This is a genomic window from Priestia sp. FSL H7-0729, assembly GCF_038005685.1.
Taxonomy (GTDB): Bacteria; Bacillota; Bacilli; order Paenibacillales; family Paenibacillaceae; genus Paenibacillus.
The window spans coordinates 1443514-1467547 of the sequence record NZ_JBBOTQ010000001.1 but is presented as its reverse complement, the minus strand read 5'-3'; the positions used below and the strand labels follow the sequence as shown (position 1 = coordinate 1467547).

The window sequence follows — 24034 nt, the reverse complement described above, 5'->3', positions numbered from 1 at the left end:
ATATTAGAAAGTGCAGACTCCATCTTCAGGGATGAGAGTCTTTTTTCTATCTTATAATGTCATAATTATAATATTTTACAATTTAAACCTCTCAATTTGATATTTCTACCAAACTGGTGTGATATAAATAGTCATGAGATGACTTGTTTACTATAATCTAGCAGAACGTCCAACCACACAATTACAACTTACAGAGGGTATATCGTGACAACGTTCATCTACTTTGAGGGATCGGGAGGCCGGATTGATGAAAAAAATACTTTCAACCGCATTACTGGCATTGTTGTTAACGTTTGTTTTCTTCACAGGATCACAGTTCACTCCAGCCCCACAGCAGAAGGCATCTGCTGCAACATGTACCATCATTAATACGTTTACAGGTGTAGCAAACTATTTGAGTGCAAACGGCACGTTGCCATGTAACTACATTACCAAATCACAAGCCACAGGACTCGGCTGGGTAGCGTCACAAGGAAACTTGGCTGTAGTGGCTCCCGGAAAAAGCATCGGCGGAGATGTGTTTGGCAATCGGGAAGGGTTACTACCAACAGCGAGTGGACGTACATGGCGTGAAGCGGATATTAACTACACTTCCGGTTTCCGTAATTCGGATCGAATTGTGTATTCCAATGATGGGCTCATTTACAAAACGACAGATCACTATGCATCTTTTACACGCATGAAATAGAGGAAAATGAAAACGCGAATCTCTGATAAGTTAGCTTAACAGACCACATGTGGTCTGTTTTTTTGTGTTATAGGAGGTTGTTTGACAAGTCTGCTGTTGATTACGAATCATCTGAAAGAAGAACGAGATTGTACTTGTCTTACACGACGTTAAAATTATTTTCACGGAGGTATTGCTTTATGAAGAATATGCGTTAAAATAAAATTAACATGAAAAATATTTTAACGTTGGGGAGTTGAAGGTCATGAATGATAGCGCAGTCGTTGGCAAGCAAGGTATAGGGGGATTATTACGTTTCAAGCCTTATATGCAGTTTATGCTCAGTAAAGTAGTATCCCGTTTTGGTGATTCCATTGATTCGATTGCCTACAGCTGGATGGTGTACATTCTGACCGGTTCGAAAGTGCTGATGGGGACATTGCTGGCGGTGAATTTCTTGCCCAGTATCTTTCTGGGATTGTTCGCTGGGGCATTGGTTGATCGCATGTCTCTCAAAAAAGTGATTGTGATTACGAATACAGGCCGGGGGGTGTTCGTAGGGATTACAGCGCTGCTGTTTGGATTGGGGCAACTTGAAGTCTGGCATCTGTTTGTCATCACGATTCTGAATTCTTTGCTGGAATGCTTCACTGCTCCTGCGGAAGTGTCCAGTGTGCCCAGATTGCTTCCCCCATCCATGCTGCTATCGGGTAATGCCATGTCTTCTTCCGCAACCAGAGTGGCCGAACTCGCAGGACTTGCAGTGGCTGGTGCACTCATTGCTTCAATAGGTATTGCCTGGACGATCCTGATTGATGCGGGTTTGTTTGCGCTTAGTGCTTTAATGATGAGCCGAGTTGGCTACCCTGAAGTATCAACATCTGCTAACAATGAAAATGAAACATTAACTGAAACGGGTTCTGTTCCATCCGAGAAACGCAGTATATTCTCCGAAATGGCGGAAGCTTTTTATTTTCTTCGTAAACATGCCTTATTATTAATCGTCTCCATCTTGTTTGCCTTCGTTAATTTCTGCCTGATGCCGTTCAATGTTCTCCGTACGCCCTATGTCATTGAAACGTTGCATGCTGGCGCTGGTGGATTAAGTCTGCTTAGTGGGTTGATGGTGGGAGGCATGTTGATTAGTGGGGTGTGGTTGACGCAAAGAGGAGCCAACTATCGTAAAAGTGTTCTTGTCATCAGTGGTATTGTCATGTTGGGTCTCAGTTATGCCATGACGGCCCTCCCGGCTTATATGACATCCTTCCAACTGCCTGTTGCAGCGGCCTTTTGTCTACTGATGGGTATGGGTATACCAATGGCTACGACCCCGCTGGCTACGTATCTTATGGAAGTTACCCCTTCCGATATGCTGGGTAGAGTATATGCTCTTCAGAGTATGCTTGTCTTGAGTGTTGCACCACTTGGGAGCCTGGTTTCGGGAGCACTTGCAGATTGGATGAGCATGCCTGTTCTGTTTATCGTCTTCGGTATTATGCTCGCCATGTCAGCAGGTATGCTATTATTTAGCAAAAGTTTTCGAAGTGCTCTGTGAAGTACATTCAGAGGAAATCATTAGCTAATTTTTTGTATCAGTTCATTTCCGGCGTTTTGACCGAAGCCCTGACGCAGCGGTATAATAGAGACATTGATGGACAACAGGTACCCCGGAAATGAGGATACAGGGATGGCGCACAAGGTTCTTTCAACCATTGAAGAAATTAAAATCTACTCCGATCCGTATCGGATACAGATCATGAATATGTTTAACAAGCAGGGCAGACCATCCACTGTCAAAGAAATCGCCGACCAGATGGGTGAGGTGCCAGCCAAAGTTCACTATCATGTAAAAAAGCTGGAGAAAATTGGTCTGCTGACCATCGTTTCCACACGTGAGATTAATGGCATTATCGCAAAATATTACGAACCATTCACCGGAGAAATCCATCTTCGTCATGAAGATGAAGACAATGAAAACTCACCACTGAAACAGGTGTTTCGGTCTGAAACGCTCAAATTATTAAATGAGATGTTCGAACAGAGTCGTCAGCGGTTCATGCATCAGGCGGAAAATGAAGATCGGATGTTTCTTTCGGACATCACGTTGTATGCAACCCGTGAGGAAGTAGAGCAGTTGTATAAGAACATCATAAAACTCTGTGAACCCTATACAACGAAAGAGAATCAACAAGGGGAACATGAGGTGTTTCAGTTATTTTCTGCTCTTTCTAAACCTATAATGAAATTACCTGCTTCCAAGACAGATGCAAAAGAGAAAAAGAAAGGTGCGTCCGGTAAGGTCAAATCCACCCCGAAAGCATCCCGATCTGTTTCGAAGCGGCAGGAATCTTCATCATCTGGTAGTGAGACGGAAGAATAAACGAACGGAAAGAGTGTCCAGTGATATCGTTTGAAGTAAGTGACAGCAAACGTGGAAGTCTTCATTGCAGAAAACTAGAAAAAGCCGCCATTGGCGGCTTTTTGATGCGTGATAAGGAAGGTTAATGGTGAAGCAGCCTATCGAATCAAATTCAATTTTGACGCTTACCTTCAGTTCATAACGAAGTTACATGTTCTCATCATAGTCCTTCACATCACGTTTGGCTGCAGTTGCAGGGGAATTGGATGTGCCGTATTCTTCGACTGCTTCCCAAGCATCTGCATTGTCGAACTTGCCAGCGTTACGCTGTCTTCCTTCTCCCGCACCAGTTGGTGGCATAGTCATTACTTCTTCTTCAACGGGCCGATCGTTGCTGATCTCCCGGTTAGGCGTATCATCAATACAGTAAGCGGTATAGGGGATAGCTTCGAGTCGTTCAAAAGGAATATCTTCTCCGCACGTTACGCAGGTTCCGTATGTACCTTGTTCCATACGTTCCAATGCGTCATTCACTTGATTGAATTCGTCTGTTAATGTATCGTCAATCGCCAGATCACGGCTGCGTTCAAATGTTTCTGTACCGGCATCTGCCGGATGATTATCGTAGGAGGACAGCTCACCCGTTGAATCTTTCAGCGACTGGGCCGGAGCACCGTCTTCCATGCTGGATTCAAAATGGCGCTGCAAGTTTTCGCGTTGCTCCAAAAGGGCGTTTTTCAATTCTTGACGTTGATCTTGGGTTAATGTACTCATAAGAACATGCTCCTTTCCCGTTGTGGGGTGTAGAGAGTCTTTACCCGAATTGCATAAAAAGCAATCATTTTCGTAAGGAAAAGGGTCGTATCATTTTATATCTGACGGATTATGTGTTATAAAAAATAGAGAGAGAAAATGCCGTATGTTCTTCATTGATAAAAGGAACCACGGCTTGGCTTATAATGGAGGTTGTCAATATGGATGAACATATGAAACGAAGATTGGATAAACAAAGACAATTGTTTAAACAATTGGGTGTACAGCTAGATGCGTTATCGATACATGAAAAACAATTTAATTATAAACTTCGTGGTTATGATCCGGATGAGGTAGATGCTTATCTTGATCTGGTCATCAAAGACTATGAACGTTTCTATGCCAATATTGCAGATCTGATGGACAAATGGCAAGAGCAGCAGTTAACGATCCGCGATCTCAAGTCGTCCGCAAAACCAGTGGAAGATCCGACCAAGATTGATCGCAAACAGCTGGATGATATTGTGAAACAACTGGAATACAGTGTGCGGCAGCTCAAGATCAGAGCACGTCCCGAAAAGGATCTGTTCTCTGAATAACGTCAGCATGTCCTGGATTATATTAAATAAAGGTGGTTAATCATGAGTACTCATTTTTCGGTCAGTGTGCATTGTTTGTTGTTGTTATCACTCAGCGCGCCTGAACGAATCACGTCTGCACACATTGCAGGTAGCGTGAATACCAACCCTGTTGTCGTCAGACGTATTCTGGGCGGGCTGAAAAAGGCGGGATTAGTGAACTCTTCTCCTGGAACAAGAGGTTTCTATCTGGCAAAACCGGCGAGTGAAATTACTTTAGCCATGATCTATCAAGCTGCCAAGGATGAAGGTCCATTGTTCCCGATTCACGGCAACTGTAACCCGGATTGTGAAGTGGGCTTGAATATAGACAGCCTTCTGACTAATCTGTATCAGGTTGCCGAGGAGAAGGTAGAGCAGTTCTTCGCATCGATTACACTTGAAGATATGGAACGTTCCAGTTCCCAGATGTTAGCTGTCCCATCACAGTCAGAATAGATGGTAATAAAGACTTAAAGTACAAGTTCAAAAAGGGTGGTTTTCAGTACCGAAAAGATGGGATGAAGCTAGAAATGGAGTAGCGGAGCGTAGGAAACTACGTGAGGAACGGACATTTCGGCTGAATTCCATATTCGATGCTGATGATGCCACTAGGCATCTTTCGTAATCAAAAGCGGACTTTTTGAACAACCTCTTAAAGGAAAGGTGGGTTGTGATATGAAAAAAATTGTAGTCATTTCCGATACGCATTGTTCACGTAAATCTCAGAAGTTACCTGCCAGGCTCTTGGATGTACTTGCGAGTGCCGATCTCATTCTTCACGCTGGTGACTGGTCGGATTGGAGCGTATACCCATTGCTTAGCGAGTATGCACCTGTCGAAGGGGTAGCTGGTAATACGGACCCGTCCGAAATCGCTGAAAAACTGGGGTATTCCCGTGTTGTTGAAGTGGAGGGACTTCGTCTGGGTCTTGTTCACGGTCATCTCGGGTCAAAGGGTACGGAGCAAAATGCCATTCATACCTTTGCAGGCCAGCATGTGGATGCTGTGATCTACGGACACTCACACATCCCGGTGATGCATACCGTGGACAACACGCTCGTATTTAATCCGGGGTCGCCTACAGATAAACGTTTTCAGAAGCAATATTCATTTGGCATCATGACAATAGAGCAGGGTAAATTACAGGCTGAACACGTGTTCTTTGATCGAGATTAGAGAGATATGATTTCATCCTATAAATAAATATTGTACAAGGCATCTTTGAACAGAATTGAGATCTGTTCCAAGGATGTCTTTTTTGATATGAGATTATAACATTATTATCTTGAGAAGTTATCTCTGAATGGGGAATATGCTCTGTTCGTTATCTGTCATTCATCTGTTGGCGTTTTCCCCTATGGGGACGTTCGGTGGAGTGATACAATGCCTTTACGACATGAAATGAATACGTTTACATAAGGAGATGAATCATGATGAAACTGTCTGTATTCACCGTGGCTACCCCTGATCTGAATGCGGAAGAACTGGCATCGGCTGCGACAGCAGCCGGGATTGATGGAATAGAGTGGCGTTTCCGCGGAATTCCTGAAGATGCGATATCCGAGGAGCCATCTTACTGGAGAAATAATCGATGCTCGGTAGATCCAAGCTGCTGGCAGGAACAGATTCCTGTTTTTCGTGAAGCGGCGGTGGGGCAAGGCAGGAAATCCATTGCACTCGTCCCGTATCTGAACTGTGGAGATCTAGCTGCCACCGAGCAGGCGTTTCAGGCTGCGGCTGGGTTGGAAGCAACCATGATGCGTGTGGGTGTTCCTGGATATGATCGCAAGACCCGCTATCCTGAGTTGTATCGTAAAGCCGTTGATTACCTGAGTGAAGTACAAGATTTAGCCAAACAGTACAACATCAAGGCAATTGTAGAGACACATCATCAGACGATTGCACCGACGGCATCGCTGGCCTATCGGCTTGTGCAATCGCTCGACCCGCAGCATGTGGGTGTATTGTACGATCCAGGCAACATGGTGCATGAAGGGTATGAGAATCATCGGATGGGGCTTGAGCTGCTGGGTCCGTATCTCGCTCATGTGCATGTTAAGAATGCCGGGTGGTTTGAATCAGAAACGAAAGATTCGCAAAAGGCTAATATGACTGGGAAGAGTAGCGGATTGGCTCTGAATACAGCCTGGAAATGTCAATGGACCCCCCTGACTGAAGGCATGGTCGATTGGGTACAGATGGTGCGGGATCTTCGTGCCGTCGGGTATGACGGATATTACGGCATTGAGGACTTTAGTGGAGCCTTGGAATCCAAGGCGATGTTACAGCATTTTGCAGACGTTTTTGCCGAAATTGAGCGTCGTGTGGACGAGGAGGAGCAGTCATGAGTATCGTACGAGTAGCGGTGATTGGTATAGGCAACATGGGGGCAGCTCATGCCAGAACATTGGTTGCCGGAGAAGTACCGGGTGCAGAATTGGTCGCTGTATGTGATGTAAGAAGAGAAATGGAGAGCTGGGTATCGAGCCATCTGCCGGCTACGGTCACCTATTGGCAGGATGCAGAGCAGATGATGGCTTCGGGTACGATTGATGCGGTCATTATTGCAACGCCGCACTATGACCACCCGGAACAGGCGATTCAGGCGTTCCAGCATGGCTTGCATGTCATGATCGAGAAGCCGGCCGGCGTGTATACGAAGCAGGTACGCAAGATGAATGAAGCCGCCGCAGCCAGCGGTAAAGTCTTTTCCATGATGTACAACCAGCGGACCAATCCACTCTACATTAAACTAAGAGACTTGATCGCTTCGGGGGAGCTGGGAGAGGTACGGCGCACCAACTGGATTATTACGAACTGGTATCGGTCCCAAAGTTACTATGATTCCGGCGGCTGGCGGGCAACTTGGGCAGGCGAAGGTGGAGGTGTACTGATTAATCAGGACCCGCACCAACTGGATCTGTGGCAGTGGACCATCGGCATGATGCCGGTAAGAATGCGTGCGTTCTGTTCGTTTGGCAAGTATCGGAATATTGAAGTGGAAGATGATGTAACCGCTTATGTGGAGTATGAAAATGGAGCAACAGGTGTCTTTGTAACGACTACTGGTGAAGCACCAGGTACGAACCGATTCGAGGTCAACGGAGACCGAGGTAAAATCGTCATCGAAGATGGAAAGCTGACGTTCTGGCGACTTCGGGAATCTGAGCCGGAATTCAATCAGCGGTTTACCAGAGGTTTTGGACAGCCGGAATGCTGGAAATGCGAGATTCCAATTACAGGTGTGGAAACGGGGCACCCGGGTCTGATTCGTAACTGGGTGGCTGCGATTCGTACAGGCGCACCACTTATTGCTCCAGGTGAGGACGGTATTCACGGATTAACATTATCGAATGCAATGCTGCTGTCCACCTGGACGGATAACTGGGTGGATCTGCCAATCGATGAGGATCTGTTCTACGAACATCTGCAGGAGCGCATTGCTAGTTCAACGACGAAGAAAGACAAAGCAATAAGCGGCAGTCAACCTGCTGATTTGAGTCAGACGTTTAAATGAAGATGTTAGATGAGATGAGTTCATTGTAAACAACATTTTATAATAAGGATGGGATGACATGGCTAAAGACGGGATGTTCTACGCACCGAAAAGTGTTACCAAAGAGGTCGTATGTGGTCCGGGTGAGTTCACCATTGCTGCTGTTGCGCTGGATCACGGGCATATTTATGGGATGGTTGGAGGATTGTTGGATGCTGGGGCTACCCTCAAGTGGGTATATGATCCGGACCCGAAGAAGGTAGAGGCATTCCAAAAGCAGTTCCCACAGGCTCAAGCCGCTGGATCTGAGGCGGAAGTGCTTGCAGATGATGAGGTGTTATTGGTGGCAAGTGCAGCAATCACTTCAGATCGCGCGCCGCTTGGCATGAGAGTTCTGGCCGCAGGCAAGGACTATTTTACAGACAAAGCCCCATTCACCACGCTGGAGCAATTAAAGCTTGCACGAGAAGAAGTGAAGCGAACAGGCAAAAAGTACATGGTGTATTACAGTGAACGACTGCATGTGGAAAGTGCGATCTACGCAGGTCAGCTCATTGAACAAGGGGCAATCGGCAAAGTAGTGCAAGTTATGGGTACTGGTCCGCATCGCCTGAATGCAGGAGGAAGACCCGACTGGTTCTTCAAACATGAGCAGTATGGCGGCATACTCTGCGATATCGGAAGTCACCAGATTGAACAATTTCTGACGTTTGCATCATGCACGGACGCTGAGGTAGGGTTCAGCCGGGTGCATAACTTCAATCACCCACAGTTCCCGGAATTGGAAGACTTCGGCGAAGCTTCGCTGATCGGGGATAACGGTGCTTCCGGTTACTTCCGAGTGGACTGGTTCACACCGGATGGTCTGGGCACATGGGGCGATGGACGTACCGTTATTCTGGGAACGGACGGTTATATCGAGCTGCGGAAGTATATCGACATCGCAAGGGAATCTCAGGGGGATCAAGTGTACTTGGTCAATCATGAAGGAGAGTACCGCTACAATGTAAAAGGCAAGGTCGGTTACCCGTTCTTCGGCCAACTCATTCGTGATTGTCTGGACCGCACCGAGACAGCCATGACGCAGGAACATGCCTTTAAAGCGGCAGAACTCTGCCTGATTGCACAACATAAAGCGATGAGCGAGCGCGTGGTGTGGAGTGGTGGAGCGAAATAAATGTTTTGTGTGAAGGGGAACAAAGGGAGCAAAGTCAGATCACTGAAGGTTATCGGCGATTCATCTATTGTTGAGTGAGGTAAGAGCAGCCCAGGTGTAAACTGCATTCTACGTGTTAGTTATGGCTAACATATAGGACAGTTTACTCGGGCTGCTTTTTTGAGTACGTTGGTGACTTCGCAGATGGATTATTATGGGTTATATTATATGTAGTTTGGATATTCGTAAAAAGAAGAGGTGCTTACGAAGTTCGTAGATATGATGTTAGGTGTAATTATTGTGAAAATGAAATGAGGTGGACTATGAAGTGGGTTATATGTTTAGCTGGAGATGAAAAAGAGCTTTATGAACTTTCAAAGTCACTCAATACCCAAAAGCTAACAATTTTCAAAGAAGAAGGTGAATATCGTTTAAAATCATTAGATATTTCCTCTACTGACGACTATAAAGAGGTTTCAAAAAAAGTAGAAAATCTAGTGAAGCTAATCGATGGTGTGACAAAGTTGGTATTGGGAGCACACAGGAGAATTACCGTATCGGATATTTATCTTCTAAATGATTATGGAGGACGCACTTTCTTTATGAGTGCGGTGCTTTCTGGTTCTTCAAGTATGACGGCAATTCCGCAAATAATAAAAGCCGATGGAACAATTGAAATTTCTAACCCTGCTGATTCTGTACCTGATTTGTTAGAGCTGTGTGAAAAACATGAGGTAATTGATAAAGTAATAAAATTGATATCGTACGATGATGAAAGTTGGGTAGGATTATATAAAATTTTTGAAGTAATAGCTAAAGATGCTGATGTAAAATCTTTTTCTTCAATTTCTTCAGAGAACCTTAAGAGATTTACTAGGACTGCTAATAGCTATAAAGCAATTGGAATGGAAGCAAGACATGCATTAGATTATGAACCTCCTAAAGAACCGATGTATATAACAGAAGCAAAATCTTTAATTTGTTTATTAGTAAACGAATGGATTAAACAGAAAAATTGATGCAATTATTCGAGGAAGGCAATAACTCCACCTAACATAATATTCACGCTGCGGGCCGTTCGGCCCTTGGTCTGCCGTAGATAATTCAGGGGGAAGCGCGTGCATGCAGACAATCCCTTTGGGGTTCATGAATACAGGAACGTTATAGGAAATCAGCCAAATTCATGAAAGTAAAACAGTTATTATCAAAGGAGCTTGTATACATGATCTCTACTTAAGTTCAACGCATTAAAGAAGTTTATCCAGATTTACATATTCAAGATGTAAAACGAAATGAGATCGGTCAGAATAATGACGTATTTATTATTAATCGATCTCTCGTCTTTAGGTTTCCTAAGTATAAGCAAGGATTAGAAAAATTTAAGCGAGAAACAGGATTGTTAGAAACAATTAGAAAGACTGTAACTCTGCAGATTCCCTATCCAGCCTATCAATCATTCGATGAGTTGGAGGTGGGTAAGACCTTCATGGGTTATTCACTGATTGAAGGCGCTCCTTTATGGAAGGACGAATTAATAACTATCAAAAGCCAAAAATTTATAAATGAAATTGCCTCACAACTTGTTATGTTTCTTATTGAACTCCATTCCATAGACATACCGAAAGCGATAAGATTGCAAAAACAGTATGAAAGTATACATGGAATTATAGAAGTTTTGTTTACTAGAATAAAAGAAAAACTATTTCCATTTATGCGGTTAGATGCGCGAGAAAAAGTAGTAGAGAACTTTAATGCATTTTTAAATAATATTGATAATCAGAGTTTGAAGAAAACTTTGATTCATGGAGACTTTGGAGCAAGCAATATTATATGGAATCCAAAAGATAAAAGAATTGCAGGCATTATTGACTTCGGAGGCTCAGGACTTGGAGATCCAGCCTATGACTTAGCAGGAATTCTTTCTAGCTACGGAGAAGAATTTTTCGAAATCTGCACGAAGTTATACCCAAATGGAAGACAAATTTCAGAAAGAGTCCATTTTTATAGAAGTACCTTTGCTTTACAGGAAGCTCTACATGGGATAGATCATAATGATGCAGAAGCTTTTGAAGACGGAATTAAAGAATTTAGATAGAACCACTTAATTGTTTGTTTGTGGTTGTGAATGAGCAATAACAATTTATATTTAGTGTTTCAAAGAAGAAGCTGAAATCCTATAACAAAATATTCACGCTGTGGCTCCTTTGGAGCCTTGGTCTGCGAGGTGAATTTCGAAGAGGCATATCAGCAGACAACCCCGTTGGAGTTCGTGGATAAAACAACGTTATAGGAAATCAGCAAACACATAAAGAAAACTAATTGTATTCAAAATTTTTCTAGGGAAGTGATGGAGTGAATAAAGATGTTCTACTTGAGTGGGACAGTAAGCATAGTGCGATGAAGAACACGAAAGAAAACTACTGGAAAACGTATAGGAAGTGGCGTGACGAGAACAAAAGCGATTATCATGGTACTTTCATGGGCAAATTAGATGATGAGTTTATAAACGTTGAAGAGCGAGCCATATACCTAAAATATAGTTTTAATACAACAGAAGCCGTAGTATTTTGCTCGATTAATGTTTTTTACATAGAAGAGCACATCGGAACTTATGATATAGAGTTCTTTTTAAATGGTGAGATTGCTGATGATTATCTGGATTTTGGAGACGTATTACTTAAAGATCGGATCATTAAAGTAAAGAATAGTTTGAAGACTGCAAGAAGGGCTTTAAAATTAGGAATTGAAGTATCAGACATTTCGAAAATCACAGAAATTCCACTGAAATATATAGAAATATTAAAAGAAAAATATAGTTGATGTAAAGGGAGAGTTACAAGAGGGATAAGCCATTCGAAGAAGCTGCCGACATCCTATAACATAATATTCATGCTGCGGGCATTCGCCCTGGGTCCGGCATACGCCGGACACCCGACATGCGTCGGGTCGTGAATACGGGAACGTTATCTGAAATCAGGACAAATATGTAATATCAAAATCTAGGAGTGTGATTCGACTTGGAGAACTCAAATTTAAAAGATCTTATTGAAAAATACCTGAGCGCATATAACACGTTTAACATTGATGGAATGATAGGGGTTTTGAATGAGAATATTCATTTTCGAAACATTTCTAAAGGTGAAGTGAATTCGGAAACAACGGGGATTCAGGAATTTCGCACATTAGCAGAGCAGTCAATACAGGTATTTTCTCAAAGGCGTCAAGTAATAAAGAACATTACTTACACAGGAGATAAAGCAGAGGTTGACATTGATTATGAGGGAATATTATCCAGTGATCTCCCTAATGGAATGAAGGCAGGAGAAACATTAAAACTTCAAGGGAAATCAATATTTCAAATGAAAGATAAGAAGTTGATACTGATTGAAGATCATAGTTGAAACATTGTTGAAAGTTATTCATAGATTATCCTGAAATCAGATAACAATATATTCACGCATCAGCAAAAAACTAAAGGTGTATATGAAACCAGAATGGAAAAACATATACATAAAATAAATAAGAAATTTCAGACAGAGGAGAAATAACATGTTAGAGATCTTGAGAGTTCCATATGAAGATAAAATAATCTTAAACAGTTTGATCCAGTTCTACAGATATGACTCAAGTGAATTTGATGGATATGAATTGACTAATCATGGAGTTTATCTTTACAAGTATCTAGATCATCAATGGACAGATGACTATCGTAAGCCATTTTACTTAAAAATTAATGGAGAACTGGCTGGCTTCGTACTTGTTTTAACAGATGTTCCTAAAGAGTATGTAAAAGCAAGTACATCAACTCAGACAAATGTAATTAGTGATTTTTTTATAATGCGCAAATTCAGAAATAAGGGATATGGAAAAGAAGTAGCCCATTTTATTTTTAATACCTATAAAGGGATATGGGAAGTACGACAGACTCCACAAAATAGGCCAGCAAATCTATTTTGGAACAAGGTAATTAACGAGTTTACAGGTGGGAAGTACGAAGAAGTTATTTTAAACAATGAAAGCTGGAATGGACCTGTTCAAGTATTTCAAATGAAATAATAGATGCTAGGGTACTCGTAGAAGCTGCTGTCATCCTATAACATAATATTCACGCTGCGGACATTCGTCCTTGGTCCGGCATTTGCCGGACACCCGACATACGTCGGGTCGTGAATACAGGAACGTTATAGGAAAACAGCGCAAAACCTAAACGTTAAAGTTCTTTTTTTGATATCGCACAGAATACTAAATACTTGATCGGTGGTGTTTGACAATGCAAGAACATTCAAAACATTTAGTAGCTGTATCCGCACTAGTTCAGAATAAGATGGGGCATGTATTGATGGTTCGAACGCATTTACGAGCTGATACTTGGGAATTGCCGGGAGGATTTGTTGATGCTGGGGAGTCATTAGAACTAGCGGTGTGTCGTGAATTTCTTGAAGAAACCGGAGTTGTCATCCGCCCCATCGGAGTGTCCGGCGTCTACTATAATGAAAGACTTCACGTATTGTCTGTGGTTTTTAATGCGGATTATGTGAGCGGTGAAATAACAATACAACCCGAAGAGATACTAGATGCGAAGTTTTTACACTTGGATGAAACTACAATGGATGAATATATTAAACGGCCTCATTTAAAATCTCACATTTTAGATACGCTACGTGTGGCACGCTCTGTTCCCTATGAGACGTGGAATTTGAATCCACCTGACTATAAGTTATTGTCAAGAATAGACGGTGAACAGCAGAGCTCTAAAAGAGTATTTTTGCTCACGGGAAAGCCAAGAGTAGGGAAATCAACTTTGATAAAAAAACTTATAAATGAGATTGCATCAGAAACTTGGGGTGGATTTTACACTGAGGAAATAACTAATTCAATTAATGAGCGAATGGGTTTCAGATGCATATCCGTTGATGGAGAGAGTGTGGAAATTGCGCATGTAGAGAGTCCCAGTCAAGCTCGAATTGGAAGATACGGAATCGATATAGAAAAATTCGAAGAATTTGCTTTAAGAGTATTACAAGAGGCCGTGACATTTAAAAAGATTGTTGTAATTGATGAGATTGGATTCATGCAGATTTTATCCTTATCTTTCCAAAGAAAAGTACAAGAAATCATTTATGATAATCGAATTGTTTTAGGGACAGTTCCGCTAGATAGTCATCCGGGAATAGACAAAATCAAATATAACAAGGAAGTACAGCTAGTAAGTATTAATGAATCTACACGTGATACGATAACTGAATTATTAGTGAAGGATATTTTGAAAGCTTTAGATTCAAATACATTGTAAGGATCTCGGAGAAGGCGCTGACATCCTATAAAAATATATTCACGTATTGGGTATTCGGAGTGGCATTTTAGTTTTCGAGGAAGCAGATTCAGCCGGACACATCCGCACCGATTAACCGCCTTGCGGCCGCTCCCGTTGGTCGCTTAAGTCGGCGGGACATCGTGAATACAATAACGTTATGTGAAAATACCTAAGAGCTTTAAAATATAATTACATTTTTTTGGAGGTTAATTAATGGGAGCATGGGGAACTGGAATCTTTGAGAACGATGATGTATTAGATTGGAAGGCAGATTTACTTGATTCTGATGACATCGAATTAATTGAAGAGACGATTGAAGAAGTATTAGAAGAAGAATATATTTATTCAGATTTAGCTTCAAATGCTCTAGGCGCAATTGAGATTCTTGCAGCATTACAAGGCAGTCCTGGTAAAGAGATAATGAATAATCGAAGTAATACTGAAGATCTACATGACTGGATTATTACACATAAAGGCAAAGGAAAAAAACTCATTTCAAAAGCTAAACGAGCAGTTAAGAAAATTAAGAAAGATTCAGAACTAAAAGAGCTATGGGAAGAATCAGAAGAATATTCGATCTGGTTAAATACAATAAAAGACTTAGAAAATCGATTGTAAAGAAAAAGAGGGAACTTCACATATGAAAATATCCAAGCGTCGGCTCCGTTGGAGCCTGGGTCTGCGGGAAGGATTTCAGAGAGAGTTTACAGCAGATAACCAAATACAGAAACATTATGTGAAAGTATTACAAATACTATTAAATCATAAAAAATGAGGGAGGAAAAATTGTGGGATATGACTTTCGTGGAATTATTACATCTGTCGAGTTTATTGATTTATATAGAAACAGATATAGAAATTTAGTCATAATTCCTTAATTAATTCATTTGTAGCAATACCGCTTCACTGAAGATCTTTTCGATGAAATAAATATGAATCAAGAAATGACAATAAAGAATTATGAATATTTAACAGACACGATCGGAAAGTTCTGTTCAGAAATATCACAGTCTGGTAGGACAGCTTATATTGAAGCTGAATATTTTGGTGGAGCCGGATCACAAAATGGTATTGTTTGGGAACTGGGAGAAGTGATTTTTGAAGAGACCTTAAGTAATAATGCAATTAATCAGTCACTAGAAATATTAGGAGTAATGAGACTGGAAGAAAAAGATGAATTTGAAACAGTTCGATTAGGGAGACATAGATTTATTGATGATTAGTTGAATAAAGAAACTCATTTGTAGATATCTTTCGAAGGCAGTACCACCACATAACATAATATTTACGCTGCGAAAAGGAGACGAGATAATGAGTATTAAAGCAATATTTCTGGACTTTTATGGAACCTTGGTTCATGAGGATGACGATATCATCCCATTGATCTGTAAGGAAATACAAGAAAATAGTATGGAAGAATGCGAAGTGAGTGATATTGGGAGATACTGGTGGAAGATGTTTTCGAGTATGTTTAGAAACAGCTATGGTGAGACATTTAAATCCCAGCGCGAACTCGGGATTCTATCATTATCTGAGACGATTTCTAAATATAGATCAAACTGAGATGTAAATGAGATCATCCAGAAGCAATTCGACCACTGGAGTGAGCCTAAAATATTTATTGATACAATTCCATTTCTAGAATCTCTTCAAGGATATGAAGTCTACATTTTATCGAATATTGACACAGCTGATGTAAAAGCCGCAATAGTTTATCATGGTATTAAGGTAAATGAAGTAATTACAAGTGAAGACGTTAAATCATATAAACCAAGACCAGAATTATTTATTGAAGCCCTAGAAAGACACAATCTGTCTCCTAAAGAGGTGTTACATATCGGGGATTCTTTAATGAGTGATGTCGGTGGAGCAAGCAATTTAGGAATAGCGACAGTCTGGTTAAATCGATTAAATAAGATTAAAACAGATATTGCAGAACCCAAATTTATATGTAGAGATCTAAAAGAAGTAAGAGATATTATTAGTGGAATCGAAGAAGGCAGTATCGTCGTATAACACCCATTAAAGCACTACAAGCAATTAAGTATTTTAACAAAGTTTTTGGAAGTAGTTTTTTGTATATTGGAGGGGGATTGATGGAAAAACAGAGAAATAGAAAATTGGAATTTTCATTTATCTTTGTGAGTATTATAGTGCTTATGCTTGGAGTGCATAATGTTTTTTTATCCCAACATATCAATGAATTAAAGAAAGATGCTGTACAAAATCTGACTACTGAATACAATGAAATCTATTATTTATGTAAAACAATAGACCAATACTATATTAAAAATGATTTCCGAGAAGCTAGTAGGTATCGATTATTGGTCAATCAAACAACTCACAATTCTTCAACTCTCTTATCAAAAGACTTAAAAAATCTTCTGGCACTTGCTTATGATCCATTGTTTGCTGATCTATCACTTGGCCAAAGTACTTTAAATAAAGAAGAAGCTTCAAAATTGATAACCGATATCAATAACGACGTCATGCTGATTAGTAAAGACATAGTAAATATGCAAGATGAAGAAAAAGAAGAACTGTTAGATCAAACTTCACCAGAATTTATAAAGGTAAATACTCAAATCGAAAATATGTATGCTAAATATATAGAGCTAGTAGATGATTATTTTAAAAACAATAAGTAAATATTCTTTCGAATTATATAAAAAGGGATTAAAGAGTAGCGCGGTATAAGAAATTGACATCACCTAACATAAAATCCAGCAACTACAATGAATCCTGGTGAAGAATGGCTCATAAAAAGAGGATTAAAAGTACGAAAGATAGATGAAACGAAAACAAAGAGAGGAAGAGGAGGTAGAATGAATTATGGGATAAGCTAAAAAACAGATAGCGAAAAGTTTGCTCGTAGAAGAGGGTGCTGTGTGTAACAACATGTTCACGCATCGTTCCATCCGGCTCTCGGTCCGGCAGGGGCATTTCACCTCGGGGAAGTGGGGACAGCCGGACAACCCTGCACGAGCTAATGCGCTTTTTCTAATTATAGAGTTAATTCAATTGCAACGATCTGTTGCTAGAGGGGGAGGGGGAATTGATCAACGTGCTAATTTTGATCCTGCTTATAATTATTGTTATCGGAATAGCAATTATAGAAGGGAGATTAAAAAAGAAACTTGAAAATGATGAAAGAATTATTGAAAAATTAGATGTGTTAATTAATGAAGTGAGAGAGATCCGTAAAGAATAGAGAAATAATAATCACAACAGAAAATAAAGGCTTATTGGTAATAGCTTATAAATATCAATAAAAAAATATAATCTAACGTGTTATCTCTACTCGAAGAAGGTCAATCCATCAGATAACATAATACTCAAGCTGGGGCTCCAATGGAGCCTTTATCTGCGGGAAGGAATACAGAGATGCAATTCAGCAGACAACTCCGTTGGGGTTCATGAATACATGAACCTTAGATAAAATAACGAAGAAGTTTATATTAGGAGTTGATTCATTGAAGTATTCAACTGTAGTTCTTGACTTGGACGGAACATTATTAAATTCAAAAAAAGAAGTATCTAAGAGAAACATAGATGCGGTCTTATCTTGTTATCAGAAAGGAACTAGAATAATATATGCAACAGCTCGACCGCCCAGGGCGGTTAATTGGTTTCTTCCACAAGGATTAGTAGATATCGGGGCTTTTGTATATTACAACGGAGCTCAAGTGATATGTAAGGAAACCAAGATAGAAATTAATGAAACAATCCCTGCTAATGTAACTTCAGAAATTCTTGATTACTGTTTGAAGTGTGACCCTCAAATTGAGCTGACTATGGAAGTGAAGGATGAGTGGTTTAGTTTAAGAGAGCTTGATTATATTAGCTCAATGAACGCACAATCAAACCCCATAGTGAAACCTTTAAAAGAATTAAAGCACTATGATGCTACGAAGATACTCATTTCTGGCAATAATTACAGTTCTGAATTGATTGAAAAATTCCAGGGTAGAGTGAATATACTAATTACGGAGAATAATAAACTAGTACAAATCATGCCTCTTCTGGCATCTAAGGAAATGGCAGTTACTAAACTCTGTGAATTATATAATGTAGAATTGGATTCAGTCATTGTGTTTGGTGACGATCATAATGATGTAGGCCTCTTTAAGATGGCGGGATATTCTATTGCTATGGGAAATGCGATTAGGGAATTGAAGGAAATTGCTGATGAAATAACTGTTAACAATGATGAAAACGGTGTTGCTGTAAGTTTAGAAAGATTTTGGGGGTAACTCAAGGTTAATTTAACAGTACATTCATAGAACGTCCAATCAGCTTTAAACAGACTTATGGTGAATTATCTTCTTCGTGCTTACATAAGAACTCAAAAATGCCGTGGACTGAATTTAAAAAAGAATATGAAACCATTGGGGAAGTAATTAACGAGGAAAAGTTCAATCATATCCAAGCAGAATTAATAGAAGAAGTAATGTATTCAATATTAGAAATTCTTGATGGTTATAGTAATTTAGGTTTTGATCTTGATGTGATAGACAAAAAAACAGGGGAATCTATAAAAAATGGAATACAACTACATGATAGATATAGAGATTTTATAGATAAAAGTAAGTAGTGGAAGCAGATCAGGAAGACAGTATATCATCATAATTCGCGCATCGGGCATGTGCCCTTGGTACTGAATAAGCCGAACACCCTAGCAATCGCTAGGATTGAAGATAAAGGAACGTTAGCAGAAATCAGGGGAATGCTTAATTAAATTATAAGATTAGATAAACTAATAGTTAAGGACGGGGGATTTCTATGAGTAGTTTGTTACTAACCTCTTGTGGTTTTTATACTGAAGATATTAAAAATCAATTTCTCGACTTTATTGATGGAGATATTTCTAAATTAAAAGTCTCAATTATTACAACAGCATCCCCTTCAAAAGAAACTAATAGATATGCACAAAGAGCATTGCAAGAGTTTAAGGACATGGGATTTCAGCATATCAATTTTGTAGATATTGAATTTGATGATCCTCAAATTCTCTTACATAGAGATGTTATATATATCAATGGTGGAAATCCATATACATTATTTTACGCTAAGAAAAGTGGTGCAGATGAAATTATCAGAACACTGGCCGCACAGAATGTAATTATCGTTGGAGTAAGTGCAGGAACGTTATTACTGGGGCCGAATATTAACATTGTGGATTTCTTTACTCCACAGATGAACACAATGAATTTAACGGATTTTAAGGCATTAGGAGTAACTGACAAGCTTATTTTTCCTCACTCTGATCGAGATGACATATTTAAAGATAGTACTAATAAAACCATTGAAGAGAGAATAGTAGAATTTGAATCCACTGAGAACTGTAAGGTGACAAGGCTTAAAGATGAAGAATATATCCTGGGTTCGTGAATACAGAAACGTTATACGAAATTCCAAAAAGTGCGGAGGGAAATATGAAAGAAGACAACGATTCAATCCGTGTTCAGAACTACAAAGATTTTATTGATGGATTAGTCGAAATTCGGCCTGGAGTGTTATCAAGATGGGTATTGACTACTGGGTGGCCAAAGACAGAAGAGAATATAAAAGTTAATGAATTTATTGGCTCGCTGTCTGAAGAACAAAAACAATTACTTGCACAAATCATTCAACAATCACGAGATGGTGGTATACATGACGTTTTGGTCTACTTAAATGATGAAATAAACCTTAATGGAATGAAAATCACAAAAAATGACATTGAAATAGCTAAGGAACCTTTTGATTCAGAGATGTATTTCGACTGGGTATGTAGAAGAGAAGGAGATCCGTGGCCGGATTCGGAGAAGTAGTGAAGCTTCGTATAACCTTATATGAAAGAACCTTCAATCGTAAGTAATGAGGAGGATAAATGAAAATAATAGAAGAAAAGTTCAATCGATATGGTGACCAAGATTATGACAAAGAATATATCAAATGGGGTTTCGATGATCTTGAAAACCAGATCGTTATGGCTGAAAAACTGCAAAGGCTATTTCCCGAGAATTCAACCAAAATTCTGGACATTGCATGTGGAATATCTAGGTATCATCAAGTATGGTTGAAATCAGGTAATGAGGTTACAGGTATAGACATCTCAAAAACTTTCATTGAATATTCGAAGGATTACAATAGAGCTTTTGAAAAGGCGAGTTATTTTGTTTGTGATTTTAATGAATTAAGTTTTGACAACGAATTTGATGTAGCGATTTGGACTGATCCTGTTGGATTAACAGGGGTATCTGCAAATCGAGTGTTCAACGCTTTAAAGCCAACGGGTATCTTTATCTATGAGATGTGGAATGAAAATTATTTTAAATACCATACGGATGAACGACATAATGACTGCCGTACTTGGACATATTGCGATGGAATTTATCGTTTGGTACGCCACGAATATAATAGAGCGACCTGTGTTTCGGAACATGAAGAAATAATATTTGATATACCCAATGATACGATGATTCATAAGACAGGATTAGGTGCAAAGAATGTAAACAGTTATTGTTATGTACAAATTATGGAGGCTGCAGGTTTTAAGAATGTGCGGTTTGTAGACTATGAGGGGCAACCATTTAATACGGAAAACCAACAGATTAAACAGTTTTTTATGATTGGTGAGAAGTGAATACAACAACGTTAGCTGAAAGAAGTTCTTATTTTAGGAGGAGTCTATATGATATTAGAAAAAGTTATCAATAAAATAGCAATACAAAGTGAATATAAGGATTTGGTTGATAAGTATGTGGATCGTATCCTTAACGAATTCAAAGATAAGATTCATAGCATTTATATGTGTGGCTCGATTCCCAAAGGAACAGCTAAACCTTTTAAGTCAGATGCAGACTTTACTATTGTATGTGCAAATCCCGAAGATATTGATTACGAAAGATTGTCAATGATTAAAGACAGGCTTTTGGAAGAATATCCATTCGTCACTAAGATGGATACGATCATTTGCTCGATTGATGATGTATTAAGTAGACCGAACGATTGGGGTTTTTGGATTAAGATCATTTGTGTTTGTATACATGGAGAGGATATTGGTGAAAAAGTACCCCCGATCATAATTTCTCCAGAATTCATTGTAGACTTAAATACAGATACCAAGGAGGAAGTAGATCGTATACATCGTTCACTTTCTAATGTTAGTGATCACGCAATGAAAACTAGATATATTAAAGGTTACTCTAAGAGATTAATTCGTGCATTATACTCTTTGGTGTTAGAAGATACAGGGGTATGGGAAGACGAAATCATTAAGATGAAGAATGCCATATTAAACTATTGCTCGATTGACGGCGCTTTAGTTGAGTATCTGTATGCTTGTTACTTGGATAGCGATGTTTCTGTTGAAGAGTTTCTGGAAATCGCAGATGAAGTATATAGCTATTTTGAGAACGCCTTAAATAAAATGGCTGCCTCCAGAACCTCCTCTGGCTAACAACATTTTGATAATATTGGTCACTCTGAGAGGTGATTTCGTCGTATAACATAATATTCAAGCAGCGGCTCCTCACGGAGCCTTGGTCTGCTAGACGTATTTTGTGGAAGCGCTTCATCGAAATCGTTCAACTAATGTTGAACATGATATCAATTACAAGAAGAATCCTCAGAACGGAGCATAGTTATTCTTGGAGAACATTATTCTCAAATTTTGAATAATAAACATGGAGAATATGTGAGTCTAACGCGAGAAGAACACACTGAGTTACTTAAAGAGCGGGTTGAAATGCTAAAGAAACTTAACGATTGGGCAATTCAACTTGGTCCTGCATCTAGAGGATCTAGGGGACTATTTTATGTGCTGGAGAGGTTTCACTTAAATCATAGAGCTGCATTTCCAGATTCGGATTTGGATGAGATAAATAAAATAGAAGAACAGCTTGAGTCTTTAAACGCTAGGTGTATTTTGCTTACAATCTCGCCCGAAGTCGTAGAAGAAAGAATCAAAAGCAGACAACCCGAAGAATGGATCTATAAAACAGAAGCAGTAGTAAGATCGTCGGTAAATGAATTATTAAAAATCCAAAATGTATTAAGACATCAAGCTCAAATCTCAAGAGTGCCAACACTAGAAATCAATACAGACAGTAAGGATTGGGATAAGTATGTAAGGGTAATCATGGAGGGCGACGACATCGCCTAACCGAATGTTCTAGCATCGTCGCTAGTGCTCCGCGCAAAACGTAAAACTAAACCAGAAGGAGTGATCATTTGATTATTATGATTAATGGGTCATTTGGATCCGGCAAGACATCGACTTCTCAAAAGCTGCAGCCTTTAATACCAAATAGTATGATTTATGATCCTGAAGAAGTTGGATATATGTTGAGAAAAATCTTAACAGAAGAGATCTACTTTGAAGAGGAACGAACTGATGATTTTCAGGATATAGCACTATGGAGAATACTTGTAGTACAGACAGCTCAAGAATTAATGAATAGGTATAAGAAACATCTTATTGTTCCAATGACCATTTATAAGTCCGAAAATTTCAATTACATATTAAATGGATTTAGAAGTATTGATCAAGATACTTTTCATTTTTGTCTCTTAGCATCTGAAGAGACGATCAGAGAACGAATTGAAAAACGTGGAGACAAATTTGATTTTTGGTATCAGGAGCAAACAAAAGCGGCTCTAATTACATTTAAAAATACTGATTTTCAAGAACATATTGACACAGATAATAAAGAAATAGAAGAAGTTATAAGCATAATTTTAAGAAAGATATCAAAAATCAATCTGTAAGCAATTCAACGAAATGAATGATAACAATAAGGGGTGCATAATGGATCGTAAGATTATTCAAACCGCAAAAGAGATTGCAATAACAATTATTCGCGAAGCAGGTCTAATCTCTAAGGAGAAGTTTGATAACTTTGTTGAACTGAGATCTAAAGATGAATTTGGGGATGTAGTTACTGAAGTAGATCATATCTGTGAAGAAATCATTATCAAACAAATACAGAACGTATTTCCAAATCATCAGATACACAGTGAAGAGGCAGGGTTTATCGGAACTGAGCACGATTGGTTATGGTTAATTGATCCTTTAGATGGAACTAATAATTTTGCAATTGGTTTACCTGTTTTTTCGATATCCATTACCTTAATGTACAAAAGAGAGCCTGTTCTTGGAGTGGTCTATGAACCTCTAACAGAACGTTTATTTGTATCTGTGATTGGTGAAGGGACAAGCTGTAATACTCGACGAATACAAATGAAGAGTAACCCGAATATTCTCAAAGGAAACATAGGTTGGATTCAAGGTCACAAAGTACAAAACGACCCACTAGCAGTAAAACTAAGACAACACATTGATATAAGATTTAAGCGAATGTTAAGATTATGGGCTCCAACACTTCAATGGTGTATGTTGGCCAAAGGAGATATTGATGGGATTGTTCTGTACAATTCTGAAGGTGATGACTTGTATTCAGGTATCTTAATGGTCAAGGAAGCGGGGGGACTTGTTATAGATTTTGAAGGAAATAAATTTAATGGAATGAAAGAAGAACCTTATTTAATTGCATGTCACCCAGACCACAAAGAAGAATTATTGCAAATTGTAAGAGAAGGATTGAGTTAACACTTAGAAGCAATTCGCATGGAAGAGAATTAAACGGACATATCCGTACCGACTAACCGCAATCGCGGCCGTAA

31 protein-coding genes and 1 pseudogene are annotated in these 24034 nt (G+C 39.4%); 31 read left to right on the top strand and 1 reads right to left on the bottom strand.

Annotated elements, in window-relative coordinates; genetic code table 11:
• Nucleotides 1–247: 247 nt before the first annotated feature.
• From MHH93_RS06235 to MHH93_RS06225, 3 genes are all read left to right on the top strand, one after another.
• Entirely contained in the window at nucleotides 248–688 is a 441-nt protein-coding gene (locus MHH93_RS06235) for a ribonuclease (RefSeq protein ID WP_500053279.1), read from the top strand.
• A 244-nt stretch (nucleotides 689–932) separates the two neighbouring features.
• The gene (locus MHH93_RS06230; RefSeq protein ID WP_500053278.1) at nucleotides 933–2222 is read left to right on the top strand and encodes an MFS transporter; all 1290 of its coding nucleotides are present in this window, start codon (nucleotides 933–935) and stop codon (nucleotides 2220–2222) included.
• Between the two features lie 132 nt (nucleotides 2223–2354).
• On the top strand, nucleotides 2355–3047 hold the full coding sequence (locus MHH93_RS06225; RefSeq protein ID WP_500053277.1) for an ArsR/SmtB family transcription factor: 693 nt from the start codon (nucleotides 2355–2357) through the stop codon (nucleotides 3045–3047).
• A 186-nt stretch (nucleotides 3048–3233) separates the two neighbouring features.
• Here the strand turns inward: MHH93_RS06225 and MHH93_RS06220 are convergent, their stop codons facing one another.
• Nucleotides 3234–3800: a TraR/DksA C4-type zinc finger protein gene (locus MHH93_RS06220; protein ID WP_500053276.1), complete on the bottom strand. Its 567-nt coding sequence runs from the start codon at nucleotides 3798–3800 to the stop codon at nucleotides 3234–3236.
• Between the two features lie 200 nt (nucleotides 3801–4000).
• On the opposite strand from MHH93_RS06220, the gene MHH93_RS06215 reads away from it, so the two are divergent.
• The 28 genes and pseudogenes from MHH93_RS06215 (at nucleotide 4001) to MHH93_RS06080 (ending at nucleotide 23960) form a co-directional block, all read left to right on the top strand.
• A complete protein-coding gene (locus MHH93_RS06215) occupies nucleotides 4001–4378 on the top strand; it encodes a DivIVA domain-containing protein (protein WP_017689054.1) in 378 nt (125 codons plus the stop codon).
• Between the two features lie 42 nt (nucleotides 4379–4420).
• Entirely contained in the window at nucleotides 4421–4855 is a 435-nt protein-coding gene (locus tag MHH93_RS06210; protein WP_500053275.1) for an Rrf2 family transcriptional regulator, read from the top strand.
• A 219-nt stretch (nucleotides 4856–5074) separates the two neighbouring features.
• The gene (locus tag MHH93_RS06205; protein WP_500053274.1) at nucleotides 5075–5575 is read left to right on the top strand and encodes a metallophosphoesterase family protein; all 501 of its coding nucleotides are present in this window, start codon (nucleotides 5075–5077) and stop codon (nucleotides 5573–5575) included.
• A 257-nt stretch (nucleotides 5576–5832) separates the two neighbouring features.
• Nucleotides 5833–6747, top strand: coding sequence for a sugar phosphate isomerase/epimerase family protein (locus tag MHH93_RS06200; protein WP_500053346.1), 915 nt, complete (start codon nucleotides 5833–5835; stop codon nucleotides 6745–6747).
• Nucleotides 6744–7916, top strand: coding sequence for a Gfo/Idh/MocA family protein (locus MHH93_RS06195; protein ID WP_500053273.1), 1173 nt, complete (start codon nucleotides 6744–6746; stop codon nucleotides 7914–7916). The genes MHH93_RS06200 and MHH93_RS06195 overlap by 4 nt, the downstream gene beginning before the upstream one ends.
• 58 nt (nucleotides 7917–7974) lie before the next feature.
• Nucleotides 7975–9072 (top strand): Gfo/Idh/MocA family protein, encoded by a 1098-nt coding sequence (locus MHH93_RS06190; protein WP_500053272.1) that lies wholly within the window; start codon nucleotides 7975–7977, stop codon nucleotides 9070–9072.
• Between the two features lie 302 nt (nucleotides 9073–9374).
• Nucleotides 9375–10070: a hypothetical protein gene (locus MHH93_RS06185; protein ID WP_500053271.1), complete on the top strand. Its 696-nt coding sequence runs from the start codon at nucleotides 9375–9377 to the stop codon at nucleotides 10068–10070.
• Nucleotides 10071–10297: 227 nt separating this feature from the next.
• Complete coding sequence (locus MHH93_RS06180) at nucleotides 10298–11146, top strand: phosphotransferase family protein (RefSeq protein WP_500053345.1); 849 nt, start codon at nucleotides 10298–10300, stop codon at nucleotides 11144–11146.
• 257 nt (nucleotides 11147–11403) lie between these two features.
• The gene (locus MHH93_RS06175) at nucleotides 11404–11871 is read left to right on the top strand and encodes a hypothetical protein (protein ID WP_500053270.1); all 468 of its coding nucleotides are present in this window, start codon (nucleotides 11404–11406) and stop codon (nucleotides 11869–11871) included.
• A gap of 197 nt (nucleotides 11872–12068) precedes the next feature.
• Nucleotides 12069–12452 (top strand): nuclear transport factor 2 family protein, encoded by a 384-nt coding sequence (locus MHH93_RS06170; RefSeq protein ID WP_500053269.1) that lies wholly within the window; start codon nucleotides 12069–12071, stop codon nucleotides 12450–12452.
• Between the two features lie 148 nt (nucleotides 12453–12600).
• A complete protein-coding gene (locus MHH93_RS06165) occupies nucleotides 12601–13107 on the top strand; it encodes a GNAT family N-acetyltransferase (protein WP_500053268.1) in 507 nt (168 codons plus the stop codon).
• Nucleotides 13108–13321: 214 nt separating this feature from the next.
• Nucleotides 13322–13783 (top strand): annotated as a pseudogene (locus MHH93_RS06160) (NUDIX hydrolase); the annotation flags it as partial.
• Nucleotides 13772–14344 (top strand): nucleoside-triphosphatase, encoded by a 573-nt coding sequence (locus MHH93_RS06155; RefSeq protein WP_500053344.1) that lies wholly within the window; start codon nucleotides 13772–13774, stop codon nucleotides 14342–14344. The pseudogene MHH93_RS06160 and the gene MHH93_RS06155, both read left to right, overlap by 12 nt.
• Before the next feature lie 234 nt (nucleotides 14345–14578).
• Nucleotides 14579–14983 (top strand): DUF4259 domain-containing protein, encoded by a 405-nt coding sequence (locus tag MHH93_RS06150; protein WP_500053267.1) that lies wholly within the window; start codon nucleotides 14579–14581, stop codon nucleotides 14981–14983.
• Nucleotides 14984–15297: 314 nt separating this feature from the next.
• Nucleotides 15298–15588 (top strand): hypothetical protein, encoded by a 291-nt coding sequence (locus tag MHH93_RS06145; protein WP_500053266.1) that lies wholly within the window; start codon nucleotides 15298–15300, stop codon nucleotides 15586–15588.
• Nucleotides 15589–15676: 88 nt separating this feature from the next.
• Complete coding sequence (locus MHH93_RS06140) at nucleotides 15677–15928, top strand: hypothetical protein (protein ID WP_500053265.1); 252 nt, start codon at nucleotides 15677–15679, stop codon at nucleotides 15926–15928.
• Between the two features lie 12 nt (nucleotides 15929–15940).
• On the top strand, nucleotides 15941–16381 hold the full coding sequence (locus MHH93_RS06135; protein WP_500053343.1) for an HAD family hydrolase: 441 nt from the start codon (nucleotides 15941–15943) through the stop codon (nucleotides 16379–16381).
• Between the two features lie 80 nt (nucleotides 16382–16461).
• The gene (locus MHH93_RS06130; protein ID WP_500053264.1) at nucleotides 16462–17013 is read left to right on the top strand and encodes a hypothetical protein; all 552 of its coding nucleotides are present in this window, start codon (nucleotides 16462–16464) and stop codon (nucleotides 17011–17013) included.
• A gap of 416 nt (nucleotides 17014–17429) precedes the next feature.
• The gene (locus MHH93_RS06125; RefSeq protein ID WP_500053263.1) at nucleotides 17430–17576 is read left to right on the top strand and encodes a hypothetical protein; all 147 of its coding nucleotides are present in this window, start codon (nucleotides 17430–17432) and stop codon (nucleotides 17574–17576) included.
• A 262-nt stretch (nucleotides 17577–17838) separates the two neighbouring features.
• Entirely contained in the window at nucleotides 17839–18618 is a 780-nt protein-coding gene (locus tag MHH93_RS06120) for a Cof-type HAD-IIB family hydrolase (protein WP_500053262.1), read from the top strand.
• Nucleotides 18619–18716: 98 nt separating this feature from the next.
• Nucleotides 18717–18959, top strand: a complete 243-nt coding sequence (locus MHH93_RS06115) for a hypothetical protein (protein ID WP_500053261.1) — start codon at nucleotides 18717–18719, stop codon at nucleotides 18957–18959.
• A gap of 188 nt (nucleotides 18960–19147) precedes the next feature.
• Nucleotides 19148–19756 carry a Type 1 glutamine amidotransferase-like domain-containing protein gene (locus MHH93_RS06110; RefSeq protein WP_500053260.1) on the top strand — a complete coding sequence of 203 codons (609 nt, stop codon included), beginning with the start codon at nucleotides 19148–19150 and terminating at the stop codon, nucleotides 19754–19756.
• 44 nt (nucleotides 19757–19800) lie between these two features.
• A complete protein-coding gene (locus MHH93_RS06105) occupies nucleotides 19801–20178 on the top strand; it encodes a DUF6547 family protein (protein WP_500053259.1) in 378 nt (125 codons plus the stop codon).
• A 59-nt stretch (nucleotides 20179–20237) separates the two neighbouring features.
• Nucleotides 20238–20993 (top strand): class I SAM-dependent methyltransferase, encoded by a 756-nt coding sequence (locus tag MHH93_RS06100; RefSeq protein ID WP_500053258.1) that lies wholly within the window; start codon nucleotides 20238–20240, stop codon nucleotides 20991–20993.
• Nucleotides 20994–21041: 48 nt separating this feature from the next.
• Nucleotides 21042–21809, top strand: coding sequence for a nucleotidyltransferase domain-containing protein (locus MHH93_RS06095; RefSeq protein WP_500053257.1), 768 nt, complete (start codon nucleotides 21042–21044; stop codon nucleotides 21807–21809).
• A gap of 288 nt (nucleotides 21810–22097) precedes the next feature.
• Complete coding sequence (locus MHH93_RS06090; protein ID WP_500053256.1) at nucleotides 22098–22514, top strand: hypothetical protein; 417 nt, start codon at nucleotides 22098–22100, stop codon at nucleotides 22512–22514.
• 77 nt (nucleotides 22515–22591) lie between these two features.
• Complete coding sequence (locus tag MHH93_RS06085; protein WP_500053342.1) at nucleotides 22592–23119, top strand: AAA family ATPase; 528 nt, start codon at nucleotides 22592–22594, stop codon at nucleotides 23117–23119.
• A 40-nt stretch (nucleotides 23120–23159) separates the two neighbouring features.
• Nucleotides 23160–23960, top strand: coding sequence for an inositol monophosphatase family protein (locus MHH93_RS06080; protein WP_500053255.1), 801 nt, complete (start codon nucleotides 23160–23162; stop codon nucleotides 23958–23960).
• The last annotated feature ends 74 nt before the right edge of the window (nucleotides 23961–24034 follow it).

Excerpts from the sequence above, each read along its gene's own strand:
- MHH93_RS06235 (WP_500053279.1), top strand. The coding sequence starts at position 248 with ATGAAAAAAATACTTTCAACCGCATTACTGGCATTGTTGTTAACGTTT.
- MHH93_RS06230 (WP_500053278.1), top strand. The coding sequence starts at position 933 with ATGAATGATAGCGCAGTCGTTGGCAAGCAAGGTATAGGGGGATTATTA.
- MHH93_RS06225 (WP_500053277.1), top strand. The coding sequence starts at position 2,355 with ATGGCGCACAAGGTTCTTTCAACCATTGAAGAAATTAAAATCTACTCC.
- MHH93_RS06220 (WP_500053276.1), bottom strand. The coding sequence starts at position 3,800 with ATGAGTACATTAACCCAAGATCAACGTCAAGAATTGAAAAACGCCCTT.
- MHH93_RS06215 (WP_017689054.1), top strand. The coding sequence starts at position 4,001 with ATGGATGAACATATGAAACGAAGATTGGATAAACAAAGACAATTGTTT.
- MHH93_RS06210 (WP_500053275.1), top strand. The coding sequence starts at position 4,421 with ATGAGTACTCATTTTTCGGTCAGTGTGCATTGTTTGTTGTTGTTATCA.
- MHH93_RS06205 (WP_500053274.1), top strand. The coding sequence starts at position 5,075 with ATGAAAAAAATTGTAGTCATTTCCGATACGCATTGTTCACGTAAATCT.
- MHH93_RS06200 (WP_500053346.1), top strand. The coding sequence starts at position 5,833 with ATGAAACTGTCTGTATTCACCGTGGCTACCCCTGATCTGAATGCGGAA.
- MHH93_RS06195 (WP_500053273.1), top strand. The coding sequence starts at position 6,744 with ATGAGTATCGTACGAGTAGCGGTGATTGGTATAGGCAACATGGGGGCA.
- MHH93_RS06190 (WP_500053272.1), top strand. The coding sequence starts at position 7,975 with ATGGCTAAAGACGGGATGTTCTACGCACCGAAAAGTGTTACCAAAGAG.
- MHH93_RS06185 (WP_500053271.1), top strand. The coding sequence starts at position 9,375 with ATGAAGTGGGTTATATGTTTAGCTGGAGATGAAAAAGAGCTTTATGAA.
- MHH93_RS06165 (WP_500053268.1), top strand. The coding sequence starts at position 12,601 with ATGTTAGAGATCTTGAGAGTTCCATATGAAGATAAAATAATCTTAAAC.
- MHH93_RS06150 (WP_500053267.1), top strand. The coding sequence starts at position 14,579 with ATGGGAGCATGGGGAACTGGAATCTTTGAGAACGATGATGTATTAGAT.
- MHH93_RS06145 (WP_500053266.1), top strand. The coding sequence starts at position 15,298 with ATGAATCAAGAAATGACAATAAAGAATTATGAATATTTAACAGACACG.
- MHH93_RS06140 (WP_500053265.1), top strand. The coding sequence starts at position 15,677 with ATGAGTATTAAAGCAATATTTCTGGACTTTTATGGAACCTTGGTTCAT.
- MHH93_RS06130 (WP_500053264.1), top strand. The coding sequence starts at position 16,462 with ATGGAAAAACAGAGAAATAGAAAATTGGAATTTTCATTTATCTTTGTG.
- MHH93_RS06115 (WP_500053261.1), top strand. The coding sequence starts at position 18,717 with ATGCCGTGGACTGAATTTAAAAAAGAATATGAAACCATTGGGGAAGTA.
- MHH93_RS06110 (WP_500053260.1), top strand. The coding sequence starts at position 19,148 with ATGAGTAGTTTGTTACTAACCTCTTGTGGTTTTTATACTGAAGATATT.
- MHH93_RS06105 (WP_500053259.1), top strand. The coding sequence starts at position 19,801 with ATGAAAGAAGACAACGATTCAATCCGTGTTCAGAACTACAAAGATTTT.
- MHH93_RS06100 (WP_500053258.1), top strand. The coding sequence starts at position 20,238 with ATGAAAATAATAGAAGAAAAGTTCAATCGATATGGTGACCAAGATTAT.
- MHH93_RS06095 (WP_500053257.1), top strand. The coding sequence starts at position 21,042 with ATGATATTAGAAAAAGTTATCAATAAAATAGCAATACAAAGTGAATAT.
- MHH93_RS06090 (WP_500053256.1), top strand. The coding sequence starts at position 22,098 with ATGCTAAAGAAACTTAACGATTGGGCAATTCAACTTGGTCCTGCATCT.
- MHH93_RS06085 (WP_500053342.1), top strand. The coding sequence starts at position 22,592 with ATGATTAATGGGTCATTTGGATCCGGCAAGACATCGACTTCTCAAAAG.
- MHH93_RS06080 (WP_500053255.1), top strand. The coding sequence starts at position 23,160 with ATGGATCGTAAGATTATTCAAACCGCAAAAGAGATTGCAATAACAATT.